Genomic DNA, 13,034 nt, shown 5'->3' with positions numbered 1-13,034 from the left:
AAAAAAGCCGCCTCTGTTTCCACGTGGAAAAAAACAGAAGCGACTTCGCGTTACCATTCTGAGGTTTTTGTACCGAGTTACCCCGATACTGCTCACTAACCATCGGGCCGCGGAGAATGATCCTAGCCGAATGGTGTGCCTTGGTAACAGAGGCCAATCCGTCAACTGCTAACGGTAAACCGATTCACAGTTGCCAATCACAGGTCATTTTCGCTAGCGCCCGCACGCAACCTTTCACCATCCGGTTGCTCTCTAAGCTTTGCTTGCTAGGTACTTTCCTGATCAACTTGTTTAGTATGATATCTTGTCATTAATCATAAGGGCAGGGCGATTGAATGTCAAGGTGAAAATGAGAAAAAGATGAAAATTTCTTATTTTTCTACTGAGAATGTCAAAGTCAAGGGCGCATCATAGCCGCGCGCCGTCTTCTATTTGTTCATTATTGGCATCGCCTTCCTCTTCTTCTAAACGGCCCTTCTTCTTTTGATAGAAGAAAAGGACAGTCGTTGCCAAAACAATCGGCAGGACGTAGAGGTTGTGCATTACGATTTGAAAGATGAGCGACACGATTAAGGCGTAGGGTGCAAACCAAGTGAACTTGAAGGCGCCCCGCTTTTCCCAATCGGCGTACTTTTCGACATGGCGCACTTCGTATTGGAAGTTCATGTAAAGGCGTTTGAAGAAATAGTAGAAAATGACGGGCCGACGAACGCCAAAGAAGAGCGCCAGGCCGACAATCCAAAGGTCGTCGCTAAGCCCAAGGTTCTTCAGGACACCGTAGTAAACGATGGTCAGCCAGAGAAAGAAGAAGGACGCATAACGATTTTGGTTGCTGATTTGGGTTGGGGTCATGGGAGGCTCCTTGTGGGATTTACTAGGAGTTAGTGTATCATTTTTTTCTTATCCGGACAGAGTGAGAGAAAGACAGAAATTAAAAAGATTGACAGGGTTTGTCAGCCATGGTTTAATTTACGACAAGGAGAAAGCAGCCATGAATATTTTTCAAACTGTAAAATTCAATAACTGCTGTACTAACGCCAAAAATTTAATTGGTAGGCGTTAGTTTTTTCTCGTGCCTACTTTTCATGCGGTAGGCGGATAATCAAACAATTTGAACCTTAAGAGTTCAACTGCTACGGCAGTTGGACTCTTTTTTTTTATGCAAAAAAAGGAGAATAACCATGTGTCAGTGTCAAAACAAGCAGCGTAACCAACAGTATTCACGGAGAAAACAACATGAACACAACAATCGAAACGGGGCATCCACTTGACGATGCCATCATCGGCGGAAACTTCACCACGCCCGAAATGAAGACTATCTGGTCCAGTCAAAATCGCCTGCGCCAGCAATTTATAGTCGAAAAAGGACTTGCCAAAGTCGAAGCCGCGCTGGGCATGATTCCCGCGTCAGCTGGGCAAGCCATCCAGGCCTTGACCTTCGATCAACTCTCGCTGGCCAACATCCAACGCGTTTCTAGCCAGAGCCAACACTCGCTTTTAGGTCTGATTCAAAACATGCAAACAGAAGCCGGTGCGTCCGGCGAGTTCGTCCACTACGGCGCTACTACCCAGGACATCGTCGATACGGGGATGGTTTTGCAGATTAAATCCAGCATCTCTTTGATGCAAAAGCGATTGAGCAACATTAACCAGACACTCGGTCAGTTGAGTGAGAAATACAAAAGAACTAAAATCGTCGCACACACGCACGGCGTTCAAGCCGTTCCGAGCACCTACGGTTTTCAACTCATTCGCTACTACGACGAACTAACACGCCAACAAAAGCGCCTGACGCAGGCGGAAGATGACGTGCTCGTTGGTAATTTAGCAGACGCGGTTGGCAGTCATTCTGCTCTTGGTAAGGACGGAATTGAGGTCGAAAAAGCCTTGATGGAGGAACTGGGTCTGAAGCGAACACCGATTGCCTTCCATGCTTCACCCGATCGAATCGTTCACTATACTAGTGCTCTCACGATTCTTTCCGCCCAACTCGGTAAGATGGCCAAAAATTTCTTCCACCAGGCTGGAAACGAAGTCGGTGAAATCAGCGAGTCCTACGTCGGACAGGTTGGTTCGTCCACAATGCCGCACAAACAAAATCCGGAACAACTGGAAGCGGTGATGGCCCTCGTCGAACCTGTTTTTCAGGCGCAGAACCTACTCCAACACAGTTTACTCAGTTTGGGGGAACGGGATGCCGTGAGCTGGAAGATGCTCTGGCTGGCCTTGCCGGAAATCCACCAGTACGTGGACAGACAGCTGTCTTTGATGGAAGGGTTGCTGCCGACTCTGCAGGCGCACTTGGACCGCATGGCGGAAAACGCCGAGGTGATGGGCGACTTCCTTTATTCCGAAAACCTGATGATGGTGCTCGGAAAAAAGCTCGGGAAGCAAACGGCGCACCACATAATCCATGAGGCGGCCATGCAAGCAATGGCAGGCGGGTTGGACTTTATCAGCCACATCGCCAATCAAGAAGAAGTGCCATACACGGTTGAAGAGTTGAGAATGAAAATTAACCACGAGCAAGTCACGGAAGCTATTCCAGTGTTGATCGACGAAGTTTTGGGAGGAAAGTAAGATGAGTTTGAAAGTAAAGATTTGGGTGTTAGCGATTTTGACGACGTTGAGTGTTGTCGTTGTGGGTTCGGTTACCTTGTTGAAACAGAGCGCAAAGGAAACGGACGACGCCACGAAAGTGATTAAAATGGGATCAACGGGGCTCTCGTTCCCGAACTCCTATAAGGAAAACGGTCAGCTGAAGGGGTTCGACGTTGAAGTGGCGGAGGCGGCTGCGAAGGCCCAGGGTTACAAGGTGAAGTGGGTCAACGCCGAATTCGACGGTCTCTGGGGACAGTTGGATAACGGACACATCCAGGGCATCGCCAATGCGGTTGAAAAGACGGCCGCTCGCGAGAACAAGTACGACTTTTCAAAGACCTACTTGATTGACGAAACCAAGATTGCGGTTCGAAAAGACAGCGCCTATCAACACGTTTCCGATTTGAAGGGGCAAAAAGTGGCTGGTGTGGCCGGGTCGAATAAAATTGCGCTTCTCAACAAGTACGACAGCGCGATTCCGGTTGTTGGGTTTGAAAACCGCGACATTGCCTTGCAGTCCGTTCTTTCTGATCGAGTGGAAGGGGTCGTGAACTCAAGCTCGCTTGCTGCAACGATTAATAAGAAGAACCTAGATTTGCGCTTGTTGCCGGAAGACATCTCGGATTCTGAAATGGGGATGGCCTTTGCAAAGACGAACGAGGGAAAGAAGTACCGTCAAATCTTCAACGAAGGATTGCAGAAGATTAAAAACGACGGCACGCTGAAAAAGCTGTCGCTCAAGTACTTCCAAACTGACCTGACGCAGCAGGTGTTAAAGGAGAACAAGTAAGATGCAGTTTGACGGATTCTATTTTCTTTCGACCTTTGTTCCGCTCTTGGAGTACCTGCCGGTCACGCTACTGGTTTCGGTTGAAGTAGTTGTCTTGGCCTTCGTTCTTGGGGTGATTCTCTCTTCGTTTACCTTGAGCCGTTTCAATCTTTTGAACCTTATTAGTAGTATTTACCGCTCGATTTTCCGTTCCATTCCGGCCGTGGCACTGATTTTCTTATCCTACTACGGGCTGCCGCAGATTTTTCCGGTGCTAAAGGGCGTGGTTGCGGAGCAGATGGTTGTCCTTTCCTTGGGCGCCAAGTACGCCGCCTACATGGCGGAAACCTTCCGTTCGGCGGTTCAATCGGTCGACCGTGGCCAACTGGAAGCGGCGAGCACGCTCCACATTCCAGAGCGTAAGTACCTGCTCAAGGTGATGTTGCCTCAGACGGCGGTCAACGCGCTGCCGGCCTTTGGAAACTATGTCACGGGGATTTTGAAGGAGAGCTCACTCGTCTTCGTTATCGGTGTGACGGATCTGTTTGGTGAGGGGAAGTTGTTAGCGGGTGCTTCGTTTAAATACCTGGAAGTGTACACGGCAGTTGCCATCATCTACTGGACAATCGTTTCGCTATACAGTCTCTTCCAATCCGTCTTAGAAGAATACTTGGGTCGCTATGAGGTGTCATCATGAACAAAGGACAAATGAATGTACAAAATTTAACCGTCCAAATGAAGGATAAGGTCATTCTGAAGGACATTAGCTTTGCGGTTGAAGCTGGCGAGACGATTGCCATCCTCGGTCCTTCGGGTTCGGGAAAGTCCACGTTAATTCGAACGTTAGCCGGGCTTCAAAAGAAGACTGATGGTGACATTTTGGTCAATGGTCAAAGCACTAATGAAAAAGAGTTGCTGAAAATCGGGACACTACTATTCCAGAACTTCAACCTCTTTAAGAATCTCAAGGTTTTGGAAAACGTGGCTTCGCCAGCCTGGCTATCCGGTCAGTTGAAAAAGGAGGAGGCCTTGGAACGAGCTTCCGATCTATTAGACTACTTCCACTTGTCCGGACAAAAAAGTGTTTTTCCAGCTGCGCTTTCCGGAGGACAACAACAACGCGTGGCCATTGCCCGTGCCATCATGTCGGATGCGCCGATTCTGTTCTTTGATGAGCCGACGTCCGCCTTGGATCGTGAAAACTGGGAGAACCTGTTGAATTACCTTTCTGAAAGCCCGGCCTTAAAAGAACGCACGAAGGTCTTTGTGACGCACGAAGTGGAGTTTGCCAAGCGGGTGGCTAACCGGTCGATCACCATTCAGGATGGTCGGATTGTGAAGGATGAAAAGCAGGGCTAACGTCGTGAACGCACGACGCGCGAGTGATTGTCGTTCAAGTGATTATTTTGAGTTCGGGGCGTTTCAGACTTTTTCAAAAGCCTTGTCTTTTTTAAAGGAGCTGATATACTAAAGACAACAATTTCTTTCCTAGGGGAGTAACTGACGACATCGTCGTGGTTTTGTACCGTCAACCCGGAGCGCACGCTCCTTATCGCACATTGAGATGTGCCGGCAAAACCTTAAACAGTGAGACTTATGAAAGCGGAGGTTTTTTCCCTTTGCTTTCATGGGTCTCTTTTTCTTTGCCCAGAAAGAAAGCATCTAAAGGAGATTAAAAGTGAAAAAGACTTTTTACCAAGAAGATTCTTCAGTAATCGCTTCAGACTTGCAGACGGATTTGAAGGCGGGGCTTTCAAGTGACGCTGCCGCTTCTCGGCTCTTAGAAAACGGGCAAAATGCCCTCACAACGAAGGGAAAAAAGTCCCTTTTTTCCAAGTTTGTTGACCAGTTCAAAGATTTGATGATTGGGATCCTGTTGGCCGCAGCGGCTGTCGCCGCCATGACTGGTGAGCAGACCGATGCCATTTTCATCCTCGCCATCGTGATCATCAACGCCATCTTCGGTGTCTTCCAGGAATCCAAGTCCGAAAACGCCATTGATGCGTTAAAGAAGATGGCCACGCCAAAGGCCACGGTCATTCGAGACGGACAGCCGAACCAGGTGCCCGCCACCGACCTCGTCGTTGGTGACCTCGTGGAATTGGAGGCCGGTGACATTGTTCCGGCGGACCTCCGCTTGACGAGCGTGCAAAACTTACGTGTCGAGGAAGCCGCACTGACTGGAGAGTCGGTGCCTGTGAACAAGACGGACGTGACTTTGCCAGCAGAAAAATTACCATTGGGAGACCAGAAGAACCTGGCCTTCATGAACGCCCACGTCGTTTACGGACGCGCGCAGGGAATCGTGGTGAAGACCGGAATGCAGACCGAGGTCGGCCAAATCGCCGGTGCTTTGCAGGAACAGGACGAGACGAAGACACCCTTGCAGGAAAACCTGAAGTCCTTGTCCAAGTTCTTGACCTACTTGATTTTGGGAATCGCGGCGTTGACCTTCGTCATCGGATACTTCACGCAGAACATGTCCATCATTGACTTGATTTTGACGGCCATCTCATTGGCCGTGGCGGCCATTCCGGAAGGATTGCCAGCCATCGTGACGATCACTTTGGCCCTGGGAACCGCCCGCATGGCCAAGAAGGCTGCGTTGATGCGCAAGTTGCCAGCCGTTGAAACGCTGGGTTCAACCGATATCATCGGTTCCGACAAAACCGGAACGTTGACGCAAAACAAGATGACGGTCGAAAAGGTCGTCTTGAACGGTCAGGTCGTTGACCTTGCTGGGCAAAACCCATTCGAGGACAGCGACTTATCCCAAGGCGCTGACCGCTTGGCCGACATTATGGCCTTGAACAACGACAGTTCCTTTACCGACGACGGTTTGGTTGGTGATCCAACCGAAACGGCCTTGATTGACTTCAATAGTAAGTATCGTCAGGAAGCACTCGACGAATTGCGCAAGCAAGAACGTTTGCAGGAAGTGCCCTTTGATTCCGAACGGAAGATGATGACGACGGTTTACGGCGCGCAGGACGAATCTGAACATGAGGCCGTCTACCGCGTCACCGTCAAGGGAGCGCCCGACTCAATCCTTGAACGTGTCACGACGGTGCTCGAAAACGGGCAGGTCCGTGCCTTCACCGAAGAAGACAAAGCCAACTTCCAGGCCATCAACGGCCAGTTGGCCGACCAAGCCCTCCGTGTTCTGGCCTTTGCCGAAAAGCAGGTTTCTTCTATAGAAGAGAACGCGGATGCGGAGAATCTCGAACAGGGACTCACCCTCATCGGGTTCGTGGCCATGATTGACCCCGAACGTCCAGAAGTAAAGGATTCGGTTGCCCAAGCCAAGAAGGCCGGAATTCGTCCGATGATGATTACCGGTGACCACCCACAAACGGCGGCTGCGATTGCGGCCCGCTTGGGTATCTTGGAAGAGGGGGATGACCGTGAAAAGGCCGTGATGACCGGATCAGATTTGGACGACATCTCCGATGAAGATTTCGCCGACCGTGTTGAAGACATTAAGGTATACGCCCGAGTGGCACCCGCCCACAAGGTCCGCATCGTGAAGGCCTGGCAGAAAAAGGGCAAAGTCGTTGCCATGACCGGAGACGGTGTGAACGACGCGCCTGCCTTGAAGGCAGCCGACATCGGGGTTGCCATGGGAATCACCGGAACGGAAGTTTCCAAGGAAGCGGCCGACATGGTGCTCGCCGACGACAACTTCTCGACTATTGTTTCCGCTGTGAAGGAAGGTCGCAAGGTCTTCGCCAACATCCAAAAGGCGCTGCAGTACCTGCTCGCCTCGAACCTGGCCGAAGTAATCGCCATCTTCACGATGACCTTGCTTGGTTGGGAAGTGCTCGCGCCCGTCATGATTTTGTGGATCAACTTGGTGACGGACACGTTCCCAGCCATCGCGCTGGGATTGGAACCGGCACAACCGGGCATCATGGACCGCAAGCCACGTGGTAAGATGGCCAACTTCCTTTCCGGAGGCGTGGGTCCTGCCATCGTTTGGCAGGGAATCTTACAAGCGGTGATCGTCTTGACGGTCTACGGGTTGGCCCTGACTTTCCCAGACCACACCGGAACGACGCTGGTGCACGGGGATGCCTTGACGATGGCCTTCATGACCCTTGGATTGATGCAGATGGTCAATGCCATTAACGTCAAGTCGGTTTACCAAAGTCAACTGCGACCAAGCACCTTTAGCAACCACTTCTTCAACGGCGCCTTGGTCTTCTCCTTGATTGCCATGATGGCGGTTGTTGTGATTAAGCCGTTGAACCCAATCTTCCACGTAACGAATTTGGATGCCTACCAGTGGCTGATTGTCATCGGTGCCTCGGTATCTATCATTGTCATCGTTGAGCTGGTAAAATGGGTACAACGAAAACTTTTTAATCGAGGATAAGACATTGGCAAAATTTAACCCAAAGCAATTGGAATACTACGTGACGACCTTGCAAGACGTGTTGACGAAGACGCAAGAAACGGCTGACCACGTGTCACCGTTCTTCGTGAAGTTGGACGAAGCAAAGGAAGCCGGCAAGTTGGCTGATATGGAAAAGGCCGACTTCGTTGAAATCAAGGCGGAATTCGACGATGCCGTTGAAAACTACCAAGCAAACGCTAAGACTTTGGCTGGCTTGCAAGTGCCCGTCCGCTTCATGGGTGTCCACAAGACGTTGGCAAAGGCTTACGCGGACTATGCAAACGCAACGCAGATGATGGCGGATTCTTTGAACGAAAAAGATCAAAGCATCAACGAAGCAGACTTCAAGCAATCAGAAGAAGACCAAGCAACGTTCTTGAGCAAGATTCAAGCACAAGTTTCAAAGATCTTCGGGGCCTAATCCCCCCTAAAAGGCCGAGCCAAGCGCTCGGTCTTTTTATTGTTCACGGGAATGGGGCTGGAATTCTGTGTTACAATTGTATCTTGGAAAAAGCGTTTAGGGATTTATCATGATTGAAGCTTATCGAGATTTTTGGAAAAACTACTTTAACTTCAAAGGACGCACGACGCGTGAGGAGTTCTGGTGGGTCGTTTTGATTAACGTCATCATTGATGTGGTACTTGGCATCATTGGGCTTACCGGTTTTGTTTCAACGACTTTGCAGGGGTATGCCATTGAGGATTCGGCCCCTGTTATGGCTTCTTTGCCACTTGCCGCAGTCATCGTGTTTTTGGTGTACAATTTGGCCGTTCTGATTCCTGAACTGTCGATGGCCTTTCGACGATTGAAGGACACGGGCTTGTCTCTTTGGTGGTTTAGCATCGTCATCGCCTACGCCGTCCTGCGACGAGTCGGCTTTGTCCTTTGGTTTGACAGTGTTGCGGGCATTACCGTGAATCTCTTGGCCTTTCTCGTTGGCCTTTCCATCATCGTTATTGCGGTACAGCCCAGCGGTAAATTCAATCAAGAGAATTAGTTTCATGAGCAAAAAGCGTGGACCGGTGGTCGACGCTTTTTTGATTCACTCCTTTTGATCCGACGATTAAGCGTTCAAAAGCTTGTCGCTTCGCTTGTTTTGATTCAAGACTAGAAGGAGTCTATGTTACACTACACATGGAAGAAACGATAAGAGGAGTAATTATGATTCAAGCATACATCGACTACTGGAAGAACTACGCAAACTTTAAGGGGCAATCATCCCGCTCTGATTACTGGTGGGTTTTCTTGGCGAACCTCATCATTGTCTGGGTTCTTGGAATCATTGGATTCACTGGGGCTTTGATGTCATATGCAGAAAACCACTCCATTCACGAAGCGGTGAAGGGGATGTCAATCATTCCAATGATCGCCGTCATCATCCTCATTCTTTACCTGTTGGCAACCATCATTCCGCACTTGTCATTGGTTTATCGTCGCATTAAGGACACTGGCTTGTCCGGTTGGTGGTTCCTTGTGGAAATCGTCTACCTTATTTCAGGTAACGCGAACCATTTAGGTGGACTTGGAAACGTGGCTGCTTTTGATAGCCTCATTTCCCTGGTCGCGGCTATTACATTGATTGTGATTTACTGCCAGCCAACTGGAAAGTTTGATAAAAAGAATTAAATTTGATGAATGAAAAGCGTGGACCGTTCGGTCCGCGCTTTTCGCGTTATAATGGGTTTTAGAGAACCTGTCAGGTTACTGTCAGGGCGCTGTCGTGCCATTGTCGGGCGACTGTCGTGTTCACTTTTATTGGTTGGGAGTGTTGTTGAGGCATGGACAAAACAAATGTAGCTAAGTTAAGAAAAGAAAAGGGCTGGACCCAGGAAGAGTTGGCTGAAAAGTCTTACCTCACGGTTCGAACCATTCAACGAATGGAAGCGGGATCCGATGTTTCCCTATCAACACTATCCTCCGTGGCTCAGGGCTTATCCGTTTCTCTTAGTGACTTGTTCGAACAAATCGAAGAAGATTCAAAGGAGATTCAAATCATGGAAATGTCACAGGATCAAGCACGCCAAGTGCGGCAACGTCGGGCTGAGAAGAACGCGGTTCTTCTATTGGTTGTTGCCGTTGATTTTGTTCTTTTATCCTTATTAGGAATTGGCGTTCACCACTTACCCGAAAGCCAGCAAGCAACTGCTGGTACGCTCTGGGATGGAGCGCTCTTCCTAGCCATCGCGCTATCAATTTATGTCGTACGAATCCTGCATGCGAACTACTTAGATAAGAAGTATCCGCTTTCAGTTGGTTACAAGAAGGAACGCCATTACGAACCCGTTCAAAACGGTTGGGACTTCTTGGGCCGTTACTGGTGGATTGTTTTTCCAATCGGTGGTTTCCTCTTTGGCCTCTGGTCAGCCATGCATTAATGGAAGAAAAGGCCATCGGGTGGATGCTATCATTTCGTTGAAGATTTTAAGGATTCAAATTCAATATAAAAAAAGTCTATCACCTGCCAGTGATAGGCTTTTTTATTTACAAAAATACAGCTGCCTTTTTCGAGTGGGTGGTGTTATAATCTTGGTGAAAAGATTTAATATCAAAATGTAAAAAAGTCTATTGCCTGCCAGCAAAAGGCTTTTTTAATACAAAAAGACACCCCATCTGCCAATGGGGTGCCTCGGCTATCACTTTTTACGGTGTAGCCATTGTTCGATTCGGTTCGAAATCAAGCGGATGACGACTTGCTTGAAAACTTCAAACAGAATCAGAACAACAAAAATGAAAAGATTTAAAATCACAGGAGTATCCTCCTTTCCGGTGTCGTGTTTCTAACACCTCAAGGATTAATACGCAAAATGGCCGCTTTTATGAGCAGGCTTTTTTATTTCCTATCAAAGTAGACCAATTCTAAAAAATACACTCTTTACCTCCTTCAAAAGTCAAAGACGACCATCGAAAACGATTTGCTAATCATCTTTTAATTTATCCTCACTCCAGTCTGGTAAAGGACTAGACCACTTATTAGATAAATGTTAGAATAGCTGACGTAATTTCTTTTGGGCCTGCACGTGGTTGCTAGACTAATAGCAGATACCATGAAGGAGTTACGCATGAAAAAAGGGATATTAACAGCCATTTTGGCTACGGTTTCTGCCGTTTTGGCTTTTGGGTTCTTTCATCCAACGGCCGACGCTAGCAAGCCGGACTACACCATTACGGCGGATGCCACATACGCACCTTTTGATTTCCAGGACAAGGACAACAAGTACGTTGGGATTGATCAGGATTTGCTGAAGGAAATTGCGAAGGCGTCTGGCTTCACCTACAATGTGAAGCCGATGACCTTTAACGCGGCGATGCAGTCGGTTGCCTCATCACAGGCCGATGGGGTGATTGCCGGAACAACGATTACGGATGAGCGTAAGAAGGTTTACGACTTCTCGGACGCCTACTACAAAACTGGAATCGCTTGGGCAACGGCTAAGAAGAGCAACATCAAGTCCCTGGATGATTTGAAGGGCAAGGTTGTTGCGCTGAAGACCGGAACGGCCGGGGCGGAATACGCTGAAAAGATCAAGGACCAATACGGATTCAAGATTTCTTACTTCTCCGATTCTGACACGGTTTACCGCGATGTGATTAATGGGAACTCCGACGCAACCTTCGCGGACTTGCCCGTCTTGCAATATACGATTAAAAACGGTACGGATTTGCGCGTTCAAAACGCCCAAGACCCATTTGATGCCGGTTACCTTGGTTTTGCCGTCAAGAAGGGAAGCAACCAACAGCTCCTCTCGGACTTCAATAAGGGTCTTGCAATCATCAAAAAGAACGGGACTTACGATAAGGTCGTAAACAAGTATTTGTCCGCCAAGGCCGAGACTTTTACAGGGTCTGCTAAGGACAACAAGACCGTTTGGGGCATCTTGACATCAAACAAGAAAACCTTCTTGTCAGGATTGAGTCAAACAGCCTACTTAACGGTTGTTGGAATCGTCTTGGCATCGCTCTGGGGAATGCTCCTCGGTGTGATGGGGGTTTCAAAGAACCGCTTTGTTCGCGGCTTGTCCACAACGGTTGTTTACACCTTCCGTGGAATGCCAATGCTGGTACTGGCCTTCTTCTTGTACATTGGATTCCCAGCCTTAACTGGAATTAAGATTTCTGCCTGGACGGCTGGGATTTTGACCTTGGTCTTGAACGAAGGAGCCTATACGGGTGCTTTCGTCCGCGGGGGATTCAATTCGGTGGATTCCGGTCAGATGGAAGCAGCTCGCTCATTAGGCCTTTCCCACGCACAGGCCATGCGCCGCGTCATCATTCCGCAAGGATTGAAGTTGATGGTGCCAAGCTTCATCAACCAGTTCATCATCACCTTGAAGGACACGTCACTGTTGTCAGCCATCGGAATCCTTGAATTAACACAGACGGGAACGCTGATTGTGACCCGAAATTCCCAAGGTTTCCGTGTCTGGGCTATCGTGGCTATGATATACTTAGTAGTAATAACGTTACTGACTCTGCTTAGTAACTGGGTTGAAAAAAGGACAAACGCATGAGTGAAGAGAAACAAGTGAAAGTACACGTTGACAAGGTCAACAAGTCATATGGTGACAACCATGTCTTACGCGATATTTCCCTGGACGTCATGGACAACGAAGTGGTCGTAATGATTGGCCCTTCAGGTTCTGGTAAGTCGACGTTCTTGCGAATGTTAAATCAATTGGAAAAGCCAAATTCTGGCTTGATTGAAGTAGACGGATACGATATTTCCGATCCAAAGACTAACATCAATAAGGTTCGCGAAAACATCGGAATGGTTTTCCAGAATTTCAACCTCTTCAATAATTACACGGTTTTGGAAAACATTACCTTGGCACCCGTTCAATTGGGAAAGATGACCAAGGAAGAAGCCGAAAAGAAGGCAATGGAATTGTTGGATACAGTTGGTTTGCCCGATAAGGCAAACGTTTCCGTTAACTCTTTGTCCGGTGGACAAAAGCAACGGATTGCCATCGCTCGCGCCTTGGCAATGGATCCTGACATCATGCTCTTTGACGAACCAACGTCAGCTTTGGATCCCGAAGTGGTTGGGGATGTCTTGGACGTGATGAAGCACTTGGCAAAGCTTGGTATGACGATGATTATCGTGACCCACGAAATGGGTTTTGCCAAGCAAGTTGCTGACCGCGTTGTCTTCTTCGAATCTGGAAAGATTCAGGAATCTGGTACGCCAGAACAAATCTTTAGCGCACCAAAGAACGCTCGTTTGCAAACCTTCTTATCAAAGGTCATGCAAGCCTAAGGCAAATCAAAAA

12 protein-coding genes are annotated in these 13,034 nt (G+C 48.6%); 11 read left to right on the top strand and 1 reads right to left on the bottom strand.

The window, feature by feature from the left end; all coding sequences use genetic code 11:
- Window positions 1-408: 408 nt before the first annotated feature.
- Window positions 409-852, bottom strand: coding sequence for a hypothetical protein (locus tag NFX39_RS02040; protein WP_252442563.1), 444 nt, complete (start codon window positions 850-852; stop codon window positions 409-411).
- A 384-nt stretch (window positions 853-1,236) separates the two neighbouring features.
- Between NFX39_RS02040 and NFX39_RS02035 the strand changes: the two genes are divergently transcribed.
- The 11 genes from NFX39_RS02035 (at window position 1,237) to NFX39_RS01985 (ending at window position 13,021) form a co-directional block, all read left to right on the top strand.
- On the top strand, window positions 1,237-2,580 hold the full coding sequence (locus tag NFX39_RS02035) for a lyase family protein (protein WP_252442561.1): 1,344 nt from the start codon (window positions 1,237-1,239) through the stop codon (window positions 2,578-2,580).
- Window position 2,581: 1 nt separating this feature from the next.
- On the top strand, window positions 2,582-3,391 hold the full coding sequence (locus NFX39_RS02030) for a transporter substrate-binding domain-containing protein (RefSeq protein ID WP_252442559.1): 810 nt from the start codon (window positions 2,582-2,584) through the stop codon (window positions 3,389-3,391).
- Window position 3,392: 1 nt separating this feature from the next.
- Window positions 3,393-4,067, top strand: a complete 675-nt coding sequence (locus tag NFX39_RS02025) for an amino acid ABC transporter permease (protein WP_252442557.1) — start codon at window positions 3,393-3,395, stop codon at window positions 4,065-4,067.
- Window positions 4,064-4,729 carry an ATP-binding cassette domain-containing protein gene (locus NFX39_RS02020; RefSeq protein ID WP_252442555.1) on the top strand — a complete coding sequence of 222 codons (666 nt, stop codon included), beginning with the start codon at window positions 4,064-4,066 and terminating at the stop codon, window positions 4,727-4,729. The genes NFX39_RS02025 and NFX39_RS02020 overlap by 4 nt, the downstream gene beginning before the upstream one ends.
- Before the next feature lie 319 nt (window positions 4,730-5,048).
- Entirely contained in the window at window positions 5,049-7,745 is a 2,697-nt protein-coding gene (locus NFX39_RS02015) for a cation-translocating P-type ATPase (RefSeq protein ID WP_252442553.1), read from the top strand.
- Between the two features lie 4 nt (window positions 7,746-7,749).
- On the top strand, window positions 7,750-8,187 hold the full coding sequence (locus tag NFX39_RS02010) for a chemotaxis protein (RefSeq protein ID WP_252442551.1): 438 nt from the start codon (window positions 7,750-7,752) through the stop codon (window positions 8,185-8,187).
- A gap of 109 nt (window positions 8,188-8,296) precedes the next feature.
- Entirely contained in the window at window positions 8,297-8,764 is a 468-nt protein-coding gene (locus NFX39_RS02005) for a DUF805 domain-containing protein (RefSeq protein ID WP_252442549.1), read from the top strand.
- A gap of 164 nt (window positions 8,765-8,928) precedes the next feature.
- A complete protein-coding gene (locus NFX39_RS02000) occupies window positions 8,929-9,393 on the top strand; it encodes a DUF805 domain-containing protein (RefSeq protein WP_252442546.1) in 465 nt (154 codons plus the stop codon).
- A 152-nt stretch (window positions 9,394-9,545) separates the two neighbouring features.
- Entirely contained in the window at window positions 9,546-10,142 is a 597-nt protein-coding gene (locus NFX39_RS01995; RefSeq protein WP_252442544.1) for a helix-turn-helix domain-containing protein, read from the top strand.
- A 684-nt stretch (window positions 10,143-10,826) separates the two neighbouring features.
- A complete protein-coding gene (locus NFX39_RS01990; RefSeq protein WP_252442542.1) occupies window positions 10,827-12,275 on the top strand; it encodes an ABC transporter substrate-binding protein/permease in 1,449 nt (482 codons plus the stop codon).
- Window positions 12,272-13,021 carry an amino acid ABC transporter ATP-binding protein gene (locus NFX39_RS01985; protein WP_252442540.1) on the top strand — a complete coding sequence of 250 codons (750 nt, stop codon included), beginning with the start codon at window positions 12,272-12,274 and terminating at the stop codon, window positions 13,019-13,021. Before NFX39_RS01990 ends, NFX39_RS01985 begins: the two co-directional genes overlap by 4 nt.
- The last annotated feature ends 13 nt before the right edge of the window (window positions 13,022-13,034 follow it).

Origin of the sequence: Fructobacillus apis, from assembly GCF_023893635.1 — a bacterium.
Classification (GTDB): domain Bacteria; phylum Bacillota; class Bacilli; order Lactobacillales; family Lactobacillaceae; genus Fructobacillus; species Fructobacillus apis.
This window is presented reverse-complemented; position numbering and strand designations above follow the sequence as displayed.

Coding starts and splice junctions, on each gene's coding strand:
- NFX39_RS02040 (WP_252442563.1), bottom strand. CDS start 852: ATGACCCCAACCCAAATCAGCAACCAAAATCGTTATGCGTCCTTCTTC.
- NFX39_RS02035 (WP_252442561.1), top strand. CDS start 1,237: ATGAACACAACAATCGAAACGGGGCATCCACTTGACGATGCCATCATC.
- NFX39_RS02030 (WP_252442559.1), top strand. CDS start 2,582: ATGAGTTTGAAAGTAAAGATTTGGGTGTTAGCGATTTTGACGACGTTG.
- NFX39_RS02025 (WP_252442557.1), top strand. CDS start 3,393: ATGCAGTTTGACGGATTCTATTTTCTTTCGACCTTTGTTCCGCTCTTG.
- NFX39_RS02020 (WP_252442555.1), top strand. CDS start 4,064: ATGAACAAAGGACAAATGAATGTACAAAATTTAACCGTCCAAATGAAG.
- NFX39_RS02005 (WP_252442549.1), top strand. CDS start 8,297: ATGATTGAAGCTTATCGAGATTTTTGGAAAAACTACTTTAACTTCAAA.
- NFX39_RS02000 (WP_252442546.1), top strand. CDS start 8,929: ATGATTCAAGCATACATCGACTACTGGAAGAACTACGCAAACTTTAAG.
- NFX39_RS01995 (WP_252442544.1), top strand. CDS start 9,546: ATGGACAAAACAAATGTAGCTAAGTTAAGAAAAGAAAAGGGCTGGACC.
- NFX39_RS01990 (WP_252442542.1), top strand. CDS start 10,827: ATGAAAAAAGGGATATTAACAGCCATTTTGGCTACGGTTTCTGCCGTT.
- NFX39_RS01985 (WP_252442540.1), top strand. CDS start 12,272: ATGAGTGAAGAGAAACAAGTGAAAGTACACGTTGACAAGGTCAACAAG.